The 14,942-nt window shown below is 69.7% G+C and carries 13 protein-coding genes; 7 read left to right on the top strand and 6 right to left on the bottom strand.

Annotated elements, in window-relative coordinates; translation table 11 throughout:
* Positions 1–18: 18 nt before the first annotated feature.
* The 3 genes from ABZ896_RS09155 to ABZ896_RS09145 are packed head-to-tail and all read right to left on the bottom strand — an operon-like array spanning position 19 to position 2,737.
* Positions 19–513: a GNAT family N-acetyltransferase gene (locus ABZ896_RS09155; RefSeq protein ID WP_360924328.1), complete on the bottom strand. Its 495-nt coding sequence runs from the start codon at positions 511–513 to the stop codon at positions 19–21.
* A gap of 40 nt (positions 514–553) precedes the next feature.
* Positions 554–1,162: a DUF1349 domain-containing protein gene (locus tag ABZ896_RS09150; RefSeq protein WP_360924325.1), complete on the bottom strand. Its 609-nt coding sequence runs from the start codon at positions 1,160–1,162 to the stop codon at positions 554–556.
* A gap of 45 nt (positions 1,163–1,207) precedes the next feature.
* Positions 1,208–2,737, bottom strand: a complete 1,530-nt coding sequence (locus ABZ896_RS09145; RefSeq protein WP_360924322.1) for an aldehyde dehydrogenase (NADP(+)) — start codon at positions 2,735–2,737, stop codon at positions 1,208–1,210.
* 130 nt (positions 2,738–2,867) lie between these two features.
* Here ABZ896_RS09145 and ABZ896_RS09140 point away from each other — a divergent pair, with 130 nt between their 5' ends.
* The 3 genes from ABZ896_RS09140 (at position 2,868) to ABZ896_RS09130 (ending at position 5,695) form a co-directional block, all read left to right on the top strand.
* A complete protein-coding gene (locus ABZ896_RS09140; protein WP_360924319.1) occupies positions 2,868–3,641 on the top strand; it encodes an IclR family transcriptional regulator in 774 nt (257 codons plus the stop codon).
* A 25-nt stretch (positions 3,642–3,666) separates the two neighbouring features.
* On the top strand, positions 3,667–4,137 hold the full coding sequence (locus ABZ896_RS09135; protein WP_360924316.1) for a GNAT family N-acetyltransferase: 471 nt from the start codon (positions 3,667–3,669) through the stop codon (positions 4,135–4,137).
* A gap of 109 nt (positions 4,138–4,246) precedes the next feature.
* Complete coding sequence (locus tag ABZ896_RS09130) at positions 4,247–5,695, top strand: penicillin-binding transpeptidase domain-containing protein (RefSeq protein ID WP_360924312.1); 1,449 nt, start codon at positions 4,247–4,249, stop codon at positions 5,693–5,695.
* A 13-nt stretch (positions 5,696–5,708) separates the two neighbouring features.
* Here ABZ896_RS09130 and ABZ896_RS09125 read toward each other — a convergent pair whose 3' ends face one another.
* Positions 5,709–7,112 carry an NCS2 family permease gene (locus ABZ896_RS09125; RefSeq protein ID WP_360924309.1) on the bottom strand — a complete coding sequence of 468 codons (1,404 nt, stop codon included), beginning with the start codon at positions 7,110–7,112 and terminating at the stop codon, positions 5,709–5,711.
* Positions 7,113–7,330: 218 nt separating this feature from the next.
* Here ABZ896_RS09125 and ABZ896_RS09120 point away from each other — a divergent pair, with 218 nt between their 5' ends.
* From ABZ896_RS09120 to ABZ896_RS09110, 3 genes are all read left to right on the top strand, one after another.
* Positions 7,331–7,897: a SigE family RNA polymerase sigma factor gene (locus ABZ896_RS09120; RefSeq protein ID WP_360924306.1), complete on the top strand. Its 567-nt coding sequence runs from the start codon at positions 7,331–7,333 to the stop codon at positions 7,895–7,897.
* Positions 7,894–8,766 (top strand): hypothetical protein, encoded by an 873-nt coding sequence (locus ABZ896_RS09115; RefSeq protein WP_360924303.1) that lies wholly within the window; start codon positions 7,894–7,896, stop codon positions 8,764–8,766. Before ABZ896_RS09120 ends, ABZ896_RS09115 begins: the two co-directional genes overlap by 4 nt.
* Before the next feature lie 95 nt (positions 8,767–8,861).
* Entirely contained in the window at positions 8,862–10,544 is a 1,683-nt protein-coding gene (locus ABZ896_RS09110) for a rhamnogalacturonan lyase B N-terminal domain-containing protein (protein ID WP_360924300.1), read from the top strand.
* 99 nt (positions 10,545–10,643) lie between these two features.
* Here ABZ896_RS09110 and ABZ896_RS09105 read toward each other — a convergent pair whose 3' ends face one another.
* Positions 10,644–11,798, bottom strand: coding sequence for a right-handed parallel beta-helix repeat-containing protein (locus ABZ896_RS09105; protein WP_360924297.1), 1,155 nt, complete (start codon positions 11,796–11,798; stop codon positions 10,644–10,646).
* A 171-nt stretch (positions 11,799–11,969) separates the two neighbouring features.
* Here ABZ896_RS09105 and ABZ896_RS09100 point away from each other — a divergent pair, with 171 nt between their 5' ends.
* Positions 11,970–14,054: a family 43 glycosylhydrolase gene (locus ABZ896_RS09100; protein ID WP_360924294.1), complete on the top strand. Its 2,085-nt coding sequence runs from the start codon at positions 11,970–11,972 to the stop codon at positions 14,052–14,054.
* Here the strand turns inward: ABZ896_RS09100 and ABZ896_RS09095 are convergent.
* Positions 14,047–14,844, bottom strand: coding sequence for an HAD family acid phosphatase (locus ABZ896_RS09095; RefSeq protein WP_360924291.1), 798 nt, complete (start codon positions 14,842–14,844; stop codon positions 14,047–14,049). The two genes, ABZ896_RS09100 and ABZ896_RS09095, sit on opposite strands and share 8 nt — an antisense overlap.
* Positions 14,845–14,942: the final 98 nt, after the last annotated feature.

Genomic DNA, 14,942 nt, shown 5'->3' with positions numbered 1-14,942 from the left:
ACGTTCAAGCAGCGGCGTTCATTCCCCGGCGACCGAGTACCGCATGCCCACGTGGTGCTCTCCGGGTCCAGCCGGGTCGGCGGCCCATCCCAGCCGGGTGTAGAAGGCCTGGGCCCGCCGGTTGTCGACATGGACGTCCAGGACGGCCGTCCGCCGCCCGTCGGCCCGCCACTGCTCGGCGCAGGCCGCGTGCAGGGCCGTACCGATTCCGGAGCGCCAGCGCTCGGGGTCTACGTGGAACTGGAACAGCTTGACCGTCTCCGCCGGGGCCCCCTCCGGGGTGCGGAAGGAGGCGAGCGCGACGATCCGACCCGCCTCGACGGCACACAGCACCCGCCCATCGGGCCGCTCCACGGCCGCACGCCAGGCGGCGACCCAGTCGGTGCCGTCGCCCGGAACACCGTCCGGGTAGTACGTCGCCCGGGCCCGCGCGTGCAGCGCGACGGCGTCCGCCACCTCGGTGGGCAGGACGGCCCGGATCAGCAGGTCGCCACCCGTTCGGTCATCGATCATGCAGCGGAGGACGCGTCGCCGTCGGCTCCGGTTCCACGGCTCAGCTTCCGTCGCGCAAGTCGTTCGGCCAGGTGGGGCGGTATTCGATGTGGTCGTAGGTGACCACACAGCCCTCGCCCATCGGGGACTGGCTCATGAAGCCGACCAGGGCTGCGTCCGTTTCCTTTTCGTCGCCGAGGGTGAAGAGGCGGACGAAGGTCCAGTGGTTGCCGTCGCGGGAGGCGTGGAAGGCGAAGGCTCGGCCGGTTCGGCTGATGCGGAGCCAGACGGAACTGCCGTCCACCGTGAAGGAGTTGCAGTCGTCGGAGTGGCCCCGGGTGACGACCGTGCAGACGGTGGGCACGTCCGGGGAGTTCTCCAAGCAGAGCTTGGCCCAGGTCCGTTCGCCGACATGGACGTACAACACCCCCGCATCGAAGGACCCGTTGAAGCCGACGGTCACGCGGGCTATCAGCTGGAAGTCCCCCTCGGGAGCGCCCAGCAGGCGGGGCGCGTCGGAGGCCGGGTCGAGCGCCTCCCCGGTGGGCGGCACGAACCGGTCCTGTCGGGGACCGGCCCAGCCGGAGAGGATGCCGTCCTCGTAGGCCCAGTGCCCGTCGGGGCCGTAGGTACGGAGAGGGAAGGGGAGTTCGGGAAGTTCGACGTCCATCCTCAGAGTTTTCCAGTTCCCTCTCCGCGCGCGGGCCTCGGGTGCCTAGCGTTCGAGATTGTTGTTGAAGCGGCGGGGCAGGCCCAGCGGGTTGTCGTCCTTCAGCTCCGGCGGGAGCAGGGCCTCGGGGGCGTTCTGGTAGGCGACCGGGCGCAGCCAGCGCTCGATCGCCGTGCCGCCCACCGACGTGGACGTGGACGTCGTAGCCGGGTACGGCCCGCCGTGGTGCTGGGACGCGGCCACCGCCACACCGGTCGGCCAGCCGTTGACCAGGACACGGCCCGCCAGCGGGGTCAGCTCCGCGAGGATCTCCGCGCCACGGCCCTCACCGGCCGCCTCCTCGGTCGAGAGGTGGACCGTCGCCGTGAGGTTCCCCGGCAGCCGGGACAGCACGGCCCTCGCCTGGTCGTCGTCCTCGTAGCGCGCGACCACCGTCACGGGCCCGAAACACTCCTCCAGGAGCAGGTCGTACGCCCCCTCGGCGGCCAGCTTCTCCGCGGCCACCGTGAGGAAGCCCGCGCTCACCGTGTGCTCGCCGCCCGCGCCCGGCGTCACCGGCGTCTCGACGTCCGGCAGCTCGGCGCGCTCGGCGACCCCGGCGATGAAGTTGTCCCGCATGCGGTGGTCGAGCAGGACACCGGAGTCGGTGTCGCTGACGGCGTCGGTGAGGGACTTCACCAGACCGTCGCCCGCCGCGCCCGAGGGCACGAGGACCAGGCCCGGCTTGACGCAGAACTGGCCGACGCCGAGGGTCATGGAGCCCGCGAGGCCCGCGCCGATGGCGTCCGCGCGCTCGGCCGCGGCCGCCTCCGTGATCACCACGGGGTTGAGGGAGCCCAGCTCGCCGTGGAACGGGATCGGCACCGGACGCGCGGCGGCCGCGTCGAACAGGGCCCGGCCGCCCTTGATGGAGCCGGTGAAGCCCGCGGCGGCGATCAGCGGGTGCTTGATCAGTTCGATGCCGGCCTCGAAGCCGTGCACCAGGCCGACGACGCCCGCCGGGATGCCGTGCTCGGCGGCTGCCGAGCGCAGCACCGCCGCGACCAGCTCGGACAGCGCCGGGTGGTCGGGGTGGGCCTTGACGACGACCGGGTTGCCGGCCGCCAGCGCGCTCGCGGTGTCGCCGCCGGCGACGGAGAAGGCGAAGGGGAAGTTCGAGGCGGAGTAGACGGCGACGACGCCGAGCGGCACCTTGTAGCGGCGCAGGTCCGGGATCGGCGGGGTCGCGGTGTCGTCGGGGTGGTTGATCACCACGCCGAGGAACTCGCCCTCGTCGACGATGTCGGCGAAGGCCCGCAGCTGGTAGCAGGTGCGGGCGAGCTCGCCGGTGAGGCGGACCGGGCCGAGCGCGGTCTCCGCGTCCGCGGCCTCGACGAGCTGGTCTTTGGCGCCCTGCAGCTTGTCGGCGGCGGCGCGCAGGAAGGCGGCGCGGACGGTGCGGTCGGCGAGGGAGGCGCGCGCGTCGTACGCGGCGCGGACGGCGGCGTCCACCTCCTGGGCTGTGGCCTCCACCGCAACCTGTTCGCGCTGCTTCCCGGTTCGGGGGTCGACACTCCAGACTGGTGCTGCTGCCACCGCGGGTCCCTCCACGTGTATCTGGGTCACCCACCAGGGATGTTCGATATACTGAACGCTGTCTCTGATGGTGAATATGCTGTCGGAGACTATATCTTCTGGTTCTCGTCCAACGAAGGGGTCAAGGGCGATGTCGGCAGGCGAGACGGGCGGCGGGGCGCAGGTCAAGTCCGCGGTACGGACGGTTGAACTGCTCGAATACTTCGCCGGGCGCCCCGGCATGCACTCCCTCGCGGCGGTCCAGGAGGCCGTCGGGTACCCCAAGTCCAGCCTCTACATGTTGCTGCGCACGCTCGTCGAGCTGGGCTGGGTGGAGACGGACGCGACGGGCACGCGGTACGGCATCGGGGTGCGGGCGCTGCTCGTCGGCACCTCGTACATCGACGGCGACGAGGTGGTCGCGGCGGCCCGGCCCACGCTGGACCGGCTCTCCGACGACACCACCGAGACCATCCACCTGGCGCGGCTGGACGGCACGAACGTCGTCTACCTCGCGACCCGCCAGTCCCAGCACTACCTGCGGCCCTTCACCCGGGTCGGCCGCCGGCTGCCCGCGCACTCCACCTCCCTCGGCAAGGCGCTGCTGAGCACGTACTCCGACGAGCAGGTCCGCAAGATGCTCCCGGAGACCCTGCCGGCACTCACCGAGCACACGATCACCGACCGCGAGAGGCTCATCGAGGAGCTGCACCAGATCCGCGAGCAGGGCTTCTCCGTGGACCGCGAGGAGAACACCCTGGGCCTGCGCTGCTTCGGCGTGGCGATCCCCTACCGCACCCCCGCGCGGGACGCGATCAGCTGCTCGGTCCCGGTCGCCCGCCTGACCCCGGCCCACGAACAACTGGTCAAGGACGCCCTGTTCGACGCCCGCGACCGCCTGACCCTGGCCACGCGTAGGCTCTGACAGACCCTGCCCCTAGGCTCGGGGTATGCAGATCGCGCTCCGAGAGGTTCACGACAGTGATCTGCCGGTCTTCTTCCGGCAGATGAACGATCCCGAGGCCCTGCGCATGGCCGCGTTCACCCCGAAGGACCCGGCCGACCGGGACGCCTTCGACGCCCACTGGAAACGGATCCGCGCCACCGACGCCGTCCATCGCACCGTCCTCGCGGACGGCGACGTGGTGGGCAGCGCGGCGGTCTACGGCGAGCCGGGCGAGCGGGAGGTCACGTACTGGATCGACCGCGCGTACTGGGGGCGCGGCATCGCGACGGCCGCGCTGCGGGCGCTGGTCACGGAGGTGCCGGAGCGCCCGCTGTACGCCCGGGCCGCCGCCGACAACGCCGGTTCGCTGCGGGTCCTTCAGAAGTGCGGGTTCCGGGTGACCGCGCAGGCCCAGGGGTTCGCGAACGCCCGCGGTGCGGAGATCGACGAGTTCGTCCTCACCCTGGACGCCTGAGCCGCCGTAGCTGAGACCACCGTAAGAAAACCGTCCTTACATGAACGGCCGATGAGAAAAGCGGACGTTCGGGAACGATTCGTGCCCGCCTGATCGTCTTCCGAGCAGGATGAACAAGACGATCAGGCGGGTTTCGGTCTTCACGCTGCTGCTGGTGTTCGCTCTGCTGATCAGGGCGACCTGGGTGCAGTTCTACGAGGGCCAGGCGCTCGCGGACGACAGCGACAACCGGCGGAACGTGATCGAGACGTACTCCGAGCCGCTCGGCAACATCATCGTGGCCGGAAAGGCGATCACCGGCTCGGCGCGGACGACGGACAGCGACCTCGCGTACAAACGCACGTACACGAACGGCAAGTTGTACGCCGCGGTGACGGGCTACGCCTCGCAGGCCTACGCGCCCACGCAGCTGGAGAGCATCTACGCCGACCTGCTCAACGGCACGGACAGCCGGCTGAAGACCGTGATGGACACGGTCACCAACCAGCGCGCCGAGCCGGGGGACGTGGTCACCACGATCGATCCGGCGGTGCAGAAGGCGGGGTACGACGCCCTGGGCGACAAGAAGGGCGCGGCCGTCGCGATCGACCCCACGACCGGCAAGATCCTGGCGGTCGTGTCGACCCCGTCGTACGACCCGTCCTCGCTGACCGACGCCAACACCGCGGGCACGGCCTGGAAGAAGCTCAACGCCGACGCCGACAAGCCGCTGGTCAACCGCGCGCTGCGGCAGCCGCTGCCGCCGGGCTCGACGTTCAAGCTGGTGGTGGCCGCCGCCGCGCTGGAGGACGGCCTGTACTCCTCGGTGGACGAGAAGACCGACAGCCCGGACCCGTACACCCTGCCGGGCACGGTGACCAAGCTGCACAACGAGAGTGCCTCGGCCCCCTGCGAGAACGCCTCGATCCGCGTCGCGCTCCAGTACTCCTGCAACACCGTCTTCGCGAAGATGGCCGTCGATCTCGGCCAGGACAAGGTGAAGGCGATGGCCGAGAAGTTCGGCTTCAACGACCAGGAGCAGGACGTGCCGGTGCGGGCCTACGCCAGCGTCTTCCCGTCCGACATGAACCAGTCCTCGACGGCCCTGTCCGGCATCGGCCAGTACGACGTCACGGCCACCCCGCTCCAGATGGCCATGGTCTCCGCGGCCATAGCCAACGGCGGCAAGCTGGTCTCGCCGCACATGGTCTCGACGATCACCGACAGCGGCGGCGACGTCCTGAAGAACTACGACAACGAGACGACGACCACGCAGATCCTCAGCTCCGGCACCGCCGAGCAGCTCCAGTCCGCGATGCAGACGGTGGTGGAGAAGGGCACCGGCACCAACGCCCTGATCGACGGCGTCACGGTGGGCGGCAAGACGGGCACGGCCCAGCACGGCGAGAACAACAGCCAGGTCCCGTACGCCTGGTTCACGTCCTACGGAAAGGCCGACGGCAAGCAGATAGCCGTGGCGGTCCTGGTCGAGCAGTCGAACGCGGCCCGCTCGGAGGTGAGCGGCGGCGGGCTGGCCGCCCCCGTGGCCAAGGCCATGATGGAGGCGGCCCTCAAGTGAGCGTTCCTCCCGCCTACTTGGCGCCGAGGACCTGCTCGATCGGGTCGATCGCGAAGTACACCAGGAACAGCGCCGAGGTCGCCCACAGCAGCCAGTGGATCTCCTTCGCCTTGCCGAGCACCACCTTGATGACGACGTAGGCGAGGAAGCCCGCGCCGATGCCGTTGGTGATCGAGTAGGTGAACGGCATCACCGCGATGGTCAGGAACGCCGGGATCGCGATGTCGTACTTGTCCCAGTCGATGTGCTTGACCTGCGTCATCATCAGGAACCCGACGGCGACCAGGGCCGGGGCGGCGGCCTGCAGCGGCACGATGGTGAGCAGCGGGGTCAGGAACAGCGCGAGACCGAACATGCCGCCGGTGATCAGGTTGGAGAACCCGGTGCGCGAGCCCTCGCCGACACCGGCCGCCGACTCGATGTACGACGTGGCGGACGAGGCCGAAGCCGCGCCGCCGGCGACCGCCGCCGCCCCGTCGATCAGCAGCACGCGCCCGAGGTTGGGGACCTTGCCCTCCTCGTCCAGCAGCCCCGCCTCCGCGCTGATGCCGACGACCGTGCCCATGGTGTCGAAGAAGTCGGACAGGATCAGCGTGAAGACCAGCAGCACGACGGTGATCACCCCGACACCCGGCGCGCCGAAGGCCCCGAACAGGCTGAAGTGACCGAGCAGTCCGAAGTCCGGGGTGTCGACGATCTTGTCGGGCCAGGCCGGGGTCGTGAGCCCCCACGCCTTCACGTCGGCGACGGAGTTGATGATCATCGCGAGGACCGTCATGGTCACGATGCTGATCAGGATCGCGCCCTTGACCTTGCGGGCGAGCAGCCCGATGGTCAGCAGCACGCCGAGACAGAACACCAGGATCGGCCACCCGGTGAGCGCGCCGGTGCCGCCGAGCTGGACCGGCACGGTGGTGTTCGCGGCGTCCGGGATCCGGCTCACGAAGCCCGCGTCGACGAAGCCGATGAAGGCGATGAACAGGCCGATACCGACGCTGATCGCCTGCTTCAGCGGCTGCGGGATCGCATGCATGACGGCCTCCCGCAGCCCGGTCACCACCAGGACGCAGATCAGCAGGCCCTCGAGGACCACCAGGCCCATCGCGTCGTCCCAGCTCATCAGCGGGGCGATCTGGAAGGCGACCACGGCGTTGAGGCCGAGGCCGGCCGCGAGCGCCAGCGGCAGATTGCCGCCGACGCCCATGATGACCGTCATCACACAGGCCACCAGAGCCGTCGCGGTGGTCAGCTGCACCGCATCCAACTGGTGCCCGAACTTGTCCTTCGCGCTGCCGAGGATGATCGGATTCAGGACAAGGATGTACGCCATCGTGAAGAACGTGGCGAACCCGCCGCGTATCTCCCGGGCGAAGGTGGACCCCCGCTCGGAGATTCTGAAGTACTGGTCGACGGACATGGCTGCTGCTCCTCGTTGCCTGAATGATCGGTGTGCGGATGCTGGCTGGATTGTTCCCGTGTTGAACGCGTTTCAGGTTTTCCCCGTGTTACGGAATCAGACTCGAAGACCCGTACGAGACTGGTACGCGATCGCTGCTACGCTTCCGGATCTCATCCCGGCACACCCGGAACGATCACATGTCATTCACATGACACGCACCGCGAGGAGAGGTAGCCGTGGGCACAGTCGTCGACGACGCCGCCTCCGTGGAGTTCCACGCCTTCTTCGAGCGCCACTACGCCGAACTGTCCCGGCTCGCCCATCTGTTGACCGGTGAGCCGGACGCCGCCGACGACCTGGCGGCGGACGCGCTGCTCGCGCTGTGGCACCGCTGGGACCGGGTGCGCGCGGCCGACCACCCGGCGGCGTACGCGCGCGGGGTGGTCGCCAACCTGGCCCGCACCCGGATCCGCAGCGCGGTCCGCGAGCGCCGTCGCGTCGCCCTGTTCTGGTCGCAGCGCGAGGAGAAGGTCGAGAACCCGGACGTGGCGGGCGTGGTCGACGTCCAGGAGGCGCTGCGCAGACTGCCGTTCCGCAAGCGGGCCTGTGTCGTGCTGCGGCACGCCTTCGACCTCTCGGAGAAGGACACCGCGCTGGCCCTCGGGGTGTCGGTCGGTACGGTTAAGAGCCAGACCTCCAAGGGCATGGCCGAGCTCCAGAAACTGCTCGGCACTCAGAACGCTCCGGTCAGGGTGCACGCGGCGATGGCGCGCACCGGTCACGCCAGGGGAAGGGACCGATGACCATGCAGCGGGACGTGCACGACGAGCTGCGCGCCCGGCTGCACCAGGCGGCCGAGGCGCACGAGCCGAACCGCGAGCAGATCCTGGCCCGGATCGAGCGCGGCATGGCGGACCCGACCGGGCGGTCCCGCAACGACCACCGGGCGACCCGTCCGCCGGTCTACGGCTGGGTGCGGGTGGTGAGCGCCACGGCCGCGGTCGCCTGCATGCTGGGGCTCGGCGGCTACGCGGTGGCCTCCGCCGTGAAGGGCGACACCCCCGCCGAGCAGACGGTCGCGGTCTCGCCGACACCCATCGACTCCCCGGACGCGACGAGCCGTCCGCCGAAGTCCCCCGACCCGACGCCGAGTTCGGGCGGTGGCGGCAAGAAGTCCGCCGCGCCGCGCACCTCGGCGCCCGCCGCCCCGCAGTCCAGCCCCTCCGCGTCCGTGACGGTGCTGCCGTCGGCGGGCGGCGCCGAGGACGGTCCGCTGTGGTCGGACGGCTCGGTGGATCCGCACAGCAACGACTTCTGGGCGCAGAGCAACCTGACCCTCAAGACCTCGAAGCCGCTCACCGCGCTCACCGTGCAGCTGCGGGTCGCGCAGACCGGCGGGGTCACCTCGGCCGGGGCCTGGCGCTCGCTGCCGGAGGACGACTTCACGCAGACCATCGGCGAGAAGGACGGCTTCCTCGTCTACACCTGGGTGCTCAAGGAGGGCCGTACGGTGGCCGCCGGCGAGTGGGTGTTCGCGGGGCAGTACGACCACGAGCGCGGCGGCCGGGACGCCAAGGACGACCGCTACACGATGACCGCGACGGCCGACGGCACCCAGCGGTCCGTGAGCGGCGACTTCGCGGCCCAGGGGTCCGACGAGGGCGACTCGTAGAAGCGCCGCGGAAAAAATCTGGTCAAGGCGGCAACGCTTTCGCCGTCGGCGGCATCTAGAAGGCGCAAGGTCCCCCTGACCAGGAGCACTCCCCCTTGAGCACGCACAAGAGACACCTCTCCCGCCGCCGGGTGCTCGGCGCCTCCGCGCTCGGCGTGGCCGCCACCGGTGCCGCCGTCGCGGGCGGCACCGGCCTCCTCGCGACCGCCTCCGCCGCGACCTTCGGCTACCGGGACGACGGGAGGAACTACGTCGTCGACACCGGCTCGTCCCTGGTCTTCAAGGTCTCCAAGTCGACCGGCGACCTCACGTCCCTGGTCTACAAGGGCAAGGAGTACGAGGGCTACGGCGGCAAGCACTCGCACGTCGAGTCGGGGCTCGGTGCCTCCACGGTCACGATCAAGCAGAGCGGTTCGACGATCCTGATCAAGGTCGTGCACGGGGCGATCACCCAGTGGTACGCGGCCCGGGGCGGCCAGAACAACGTGTACCTGTGGACGGACAAGGCCGACGCGTCCTTCACCGCGACCCGCTACATCGTCCGCCTCAAGCCCGGTATGTTCCCGAACACCGGCTCGGACGCCTGGGACTCGACCCGGGACAAGATCATCGAGGCGGGTGACGTCTGGCGCAGCCCCGACGGCACGACCCACTCCAAGCACTACTCGGGCAAGCGGACCATCGACTACGACCACATCGGCTTCACCACCGGTTCGGTCGGGCTCTGGCTGGTGCGCTCCAACCACGAGAAGGCGTCCGGCGGCCCGTTCTACCGCTCGCTGCTGCGGCACTCCAACGAGGGCGGGGCCGGGCTCTACGAGATCCTGCACTACAACGAGGCCCAGACAGAGGCGAAACGTTTCGGCTTGCAGGGCCCGTACGTCCTCTCCTTCACGGACGGCGGGGCGCCGGCGCCCTCCCTGGCCCACGACAGGCTGGACACGTCCTGGGTGGACGGCCTCGGCATCACCGGCTGGGTCGGCGCGGCGGGCCGCGGCAAGGTGGCGGGCGTCGGCCTCAAGGGCATGGACGCCAAGTACGCGTACACGGTGACCTTCGCCAACAAGGACGCCCAGTACTGGGCCAAGGCGGCGGCCGGCACCGGCGCCTTCTCCTGCAAGGGGATGCTGCCGGGGACGTACACCCTGACCGTCCACAAGAACGAACTGCCCGTGCACACCGAGTCGGTGAAGGTCACGGCAGGCGGTACGACGTCCCTGCACACCCTCTCCCTGAGCGGCGACCCCTCCGCCGCGTCCGCGCTCTGGCGGCTCGGCGACTGGGACGGGACGCCCGGCGAGTTCAAGAACGCGGGGCTCATGACGTACGCGCATCCGTCCGACGGCCGGGCGGCCAAGTGGACCGGCAACGTCACGATCGGCAGCGGCGGCGAGGCGGCCGCGTTCCCGGCGTACGTCTGGAAGGACGTCAACGACGGGATCCTGGTCTACTTCCGGCTGACCAAGGCCCAGGCGGCGGCCGCGCACACGCTGCGGGTCGGGGTGACGGACGCGTTCGCCAACGGCCGGCCGCGGGTAAGCATCAATGACTGGGTTTCGGCCATCCCCACGGCTCCCACCCAGCCCGACACACGCTCCCTCACCACGGGTTCGTACCGCGGAAACAACCACACGTTCGTTTTCAACGTCCCTAGTAGTGCCTGGAAGACGGATCCCACCCAGTACAACGTGCTGAAGATCAACATCGTGAGCGGATCGGGCGGCAGTGCCTACCTCAGCGCGGGCACCTCGTTCGACTGCCTGGACCTGCTGGCCTGAGCCCCCCTCGGCCGGCAGTCGCCGACCAGAGCCCCCCTCGGTCGGCACGAGGAACGCCCCGCCTGCGACGGCAGGCGGGGCGTTCCCTTGGGGCGGGCCTCAGTTCATGGTCGAGCCGATCGTGGTCGAGCCCGTCGTCAGGAACGTGGTGGCCGGGAGCGATCCGTCCGCCTTGCGCGCGCCGTACGCCGTCGTCGCATCCGTGGACTTGAAGGCGGGCGCGGAGACCCCGCTGTCCCAGTTGTTCGCGGCGGAGACCGTCTTGCCGCCGAGCTTGGACAGCCCGCCCTTGTCGCCCACCGCGAGGTTCCGGGCAAGCCGGGCCTTGCCCGTGGCGAAGTAGAACCCGGCCTGTGCGTTGGAGTAGGCCGTGTTGCGGTTCAGGACGATCGCCCCGGTGTTGGAGTTCTCGGTGAAGCCGTTCTGGGTGTTGTCCCAGGCCGCATTGTTGTTGACGACATGCGCGACGGCGACGCCACCGCCGCCCAGCTTGAATCCATTGCCGTTCCCCTCGAAGGCCGAGTCGTTCCACCGGTTCTTGCCGTTGCCGAAGGCCCAGGAGTGCTCGATGGTGACCGGCGAGGAGAACTGCCACAGGTCGAGGCCGTCGTCGGAGTTGTTGTAGAGACGCGCGCCGGTGATCCTGTTGCCGGTCCCGGAGCCGAACTTGATCGCGATCCCGTCGGCGTTCTGGCCGTGCCCCGCGGGGTCGTAGTTGCCGTGACTGTCCAGGTTCTGCACGAGGTTGCCGGTGGTCCCGTCGCCGCGCAGGGTGAACCCGGAGTCGCCGTTGTCCGCGGTGACGAGGTTCTTGAAGACCCCGCCGACGGAGGAGGTGGCGACGAAGCCCTGGGCCGGGGAGTTCTGGAAGGTGAGGTTCTGGACGGTCCAGTAGTCGCCGTAGATCCCGGCGAGCCAGGACCCGGCGGGCAGCTTCGACCCGTCGATCCTCACCTTCTCGCTGCCGTACGCCTGGAGCGTGATCCGTGCCGAACTCGTGCCGTTCGCCGTGGACTTGAGGGTGGCAGCGGGGGTGTACGTGCCGCCGCGCACCTGGATGGTGGTGCCGGCGACCGCGTTCTTCACAGCGGTCTCCAGCTGCGCGGTGGTGGAGACGATGACCGTGCTCGACGCGGCCTGGGCGCCGCCGTCGGACAGGCCGAGGTACACACCTGAGGCGCCGGCCGCGACGGCGATCGCCGCGGCGACGGAGAGCGTGCGGGCCCGGCGGTGGCGTCCGGTGCTGTGACGCACGGGGGCGTTCCTTTCCTTGGGGAGCTCCTCGGGGAGCGGGGACGCCGTGTGGTGGTCGCCGTGGCCGGAAAAGGTTGCCGCGGCACCCCGAGATCGATCGAAACTTTCGCCGCCCGTCACCCCTCCCGTCCCGATTGACGTGCTGTTTCGCACTGACAACACTTCCGAGACATGAACCAGCCCCAGTACGCCGGCTATCTCTTCGTCCACTTCTCGGGCGACGACACCGCCGACGGCGAACAGATCCGCTACTCCCTCAGCCGCGGCGACGACCCCCTGCACTGGCGCGAGCTGAACGGCGGTGCGCCCGTCGTCACCTCCGCGATCGGCGAGAAGGGGCTGCGCGACCCGTTCCTGGTCCGCTCCCCCGAGGGCGACCGGTTCTTCCTGCTCGCCACCGACCTGCGCATGTACGAGGAGAGCAGCGGCAGCTGGGACGAGGTGCAGCGCAACGGCAGCAGGTCGATCGTGGTCTGGGAGTCGACCGACCTGGTGCACTGGACGGACCAGCGGCTGGTGGAGGTCGCCCCCGAGGGCGCGGGCAACGCCTGGGCGCCGGAGGCCTGTTACGACCCCGAGCTGGGCGCGTACGTCGTCTACTGGGCGTCGAGGCTGCGCGGATCGACATACAACACCATGCTGTACGCGACGACGAAGGACTTCCGCGTCTTCAGCACCCCGGAGGTCTGGCACGACCCCGGGCACTCCGTCATCGACTCGACGGTGCTGGAGCACGACGGCACCTACTACCGCTACACCAAGGACGAGCGGGACCCGGCGTCCAGCTCGCCGGGGTCGAAGTTCATCACCGCCGAGAAGTCGCCGACGCTCACCGGCACTTCGTACACACCGGTCGCGGACAGCATCGGCGCCGGAGTGCTGAGCCGGGGCGAGGGGCCGATCGTCCTCCGGGCCAACTCCGGTGAGAAGTGGTACCTGTTCATCGACGAGTACGGCGACCGCGGCTACGTCCCCTTCGAGGCGACCGACCTCGACTCGGGCCGCTGGACGCCGTGTTCGGACTACCGGCTGCCGACGAACCCCCGGCACGGCAGTGTGCTTCCGGTGACGCGGGAGGAGTACGACCGGCTGCTCGCCGCGTATCCGGTGACGCCCGCGTCCGTGGTGGACGTGACGGTGGCGGGGCAGAAGGGGTACGCCGTCGTCACGGACGGCGCGGCGAAGGTGGTGGTGCCGATGGAGCCGGGGGTCGATCTGGCGTGTCTGGCACCGGAGTTGGCTCTGGGCGCGGGAGCTGGTGTGTCTCCGGCATCCGGTACGGCCCTCGACTTCCGCACTCCGCAGACCTACACGGTCACGGCGGCGGACGGTACCGAGCGGATCTGGACGGTGGAGGCGGTGCCCACCCGCAGCCCCGTCCTGCCCGGGCTGCACGCCGACCCGGACGTGCACCATCTCGACGGCCGGTACTGGATCTACCCGACCACGGACGGCTTCCCGGGCTGGGGCGGGACGCGCTTCAAGGCGTACTCCTCGCCGGACCTGGTCAGTTGGACCGACCACGGGGTCATCCTGGATCTGGAGGACGTGAGCTGGGCCTCCAAGTACGCCTGGGCACCGACGGCCGCCGAACGGGACGGCAGGTACTACTTCTACTTCTGCGCCGAGCAGCAGATCGGGGTGGCGGTGGCCGACTCCCCCGCCGGTCCGTTCCGGGACGCGCTGGGCAAGCCGCTGGTGCCCAAGGACGGCACCTGGGAGGGGCAGATGATCGACCCCGCCGTCTTCACGGACGACGACGGGACGTCGTACCTCTACTGGGGCAACATGCGGGCGTACGTGGTGCCGTTGAACGACGACATGGTGTCGTTCGATCCGTCTCTGGTGCGGGACATCACCCCGGCGGACTTCCGCGAGGGCTCCTTCGTGGTCAAGCGGCGGGGCACGTACTACTTCATGTGGTCCGAGGACGACACCCGCAGCGAGGACTACCACGTGAACTACGCGACGGGACCGTCCCCGTTCGGCCCGTGGACCGAGCGCGGGACGATCCTGTCGAAGCGACCGGAGTACGGCATCCTCGCCACCGGCCACCACTCCGTGGTCAACTCCCCCGGCACCGACGACTGGTTCATCGTGTACCACCGGTTCGCCCTGAACGGGCCGGGGAGGCCGGGCGGCGACGGCGTGCACCGCGAGGCGACGGTCGACCGGCTGTGGTTCGCCGCAGACGGTACCCTTCAGCCGGTCGTGCCCACCCTGGAGTCGATCGACCCCGTCGGCGGGGTCAGCTGACGAAGTACGTCGGGTTCGGCAGCTTGAACGTCCTGTCGGCGTAGCCCCCGTCGAGGTCCGAGTACTGGTCGCCGAAGTTGGCGACGATCTCGTACCCGAGGTCCTTCTCGATGTGCTCGCGGGTGCCGGACTTGTACTGCACGGTGGTGCAGTTCCAGGTGCCGGGCGTGGCGCAGTCGTCCAGGTAGGACGGCGGGTTGGCCTTGTCCTTGAGGAACATGTGGTCGGCGTCGAGGTTCACATCGGCGCCGATCTTCTTCAGGTTCTCGACCGCGGCGGTGCGCTGCGCCTCGCTCAGGCCCGAGTTGTAGAAGACCTCGACACCCTTGGACTCGGCGTACTGCACCAGCTCGGGGCTGCCGAAGACGGCCGGGCGGTCGGCCCTGTTGACGTAGTCGGCCCAAGTGGCCGAGTTGTACGTGTAGTTGTAGCGCTTCTCGTAGTCGAGGCTGAGCAGCAGTGTGTCGTCGATGTCGAAGACGACGGCGGGCTTCTCGCCCCGGTGGTGCGCCTTGCGGGCGGCCTGGTCGATGTACTTGCGGGCGGACTTGTCGAGCGCCGCGAGGTCCTTGGCGTACGGGCTGGTGGGCGACGCCTGGTAGACACCGTTCGCGTCGGCGGCGGTGCCGTAGTAGGTGTCGATGTCCTTGACCAGGAGCCCGATGTTGTAGGGCTCGTGCGTGGAGTTCGCCGTGGACTGGCCGGCGGTGGCCGCACCGGCGCCGTAGAGGGCGCCGGCGGCGACGGCACACGCCGAGGCGACGGCGGCGATACGCAATGTCTTATGCATGACAGAGGTTCTACGCGCGTCACCATGTCGGGCGCGAGACCCGCCCGGTAAAAAACGGGTCAAGCGCCCCGGCATGCGGGTGGTCAGGCCGTGGTCGG

The organism is Streptomyces sp. NPDC047072 (assembly GCF_040643855.1).
Taxonomy (GTDB): Bacteria; Actinomycetota; Actinomycetes; order Streptomycetales; family Streptomycetaceae; genus Streptomyces.
This window is presented reverse-complemented; position numbering and strand designations above follow the sequence as displayed.

What these genes read in the sequence shown, in the direction of transcription:
- ABZ896_RS09100 (WP_360924294.1), top strand. Translation starts at nt 11,970, where the DNA reads ATGAACCAGCCCCAGTACGCCGGCTATCTCTTCGTCCACTTCTCGGGC.
- ABZ896_RS09140 (WP_360924319.1), top strand. Translation starts at nt 2,868, where the DNA reads ATGTCGGCAGGCGAGACGGGCGGCGGGGCGCAGGTCAAGTCCGCGGTA.
- ABZ896_RS09095 (WP_360924291.1), bottom strand. Translation starts at nt 14,844, where the DNA reads ATGCATAAGACATTGCGTATCGCCGCCGTCGCCTCGGCGTGTGCCGTC.
- ABZ896_RS09130 (WP_360924312.1), top strand. Translation starts at nt 4,247, where the DNA reads ATGAACAAGACGATCAGGCGGGTTTCGGTCTTCACGCTGCTGCTGGTG.
- ABZ896_RS09115 (WP_360924303.1), top strand. Translation starts at nt 7,894, where the DNA reads ATGACCATGCAGCGGGACGTGCACGACGAGCTGCGCGCCCGGCTGCAC.
- ABZ896_RS09135 (WP_360924316.1), top strand. Translation starts at nt 3,667, where the DNA reads ATGCAGATCGCGCTCCGAGAGGTTCACGACAGTGATCTGCCGGTCTTC.
- ABZ896_RS09150 (WP_360924325.1), bottom strand. Translation starts at nt 1,162, where the DNA reads ATGGACGTCGAACTTCCCGAACTCCCCTTCCCTCTCCGTACCTACGGC.
- ABZ896_RS09155 (WP_360924328.1), bottom strand. Translation starts at nt 513, where the DNA reads ATGATCGATGACCGAACGGGTGGCGACCTGCTGATCCGGGCCGTCCTG.
- ABZ896_RS09125 (WP_360924309.1), bottom strand. Translation starts at nt 7,112, where the DNA reads ATGTCCGTCGACCAGTACTTCAGAATCTCCGAGCGGGGGTCCACCTTC.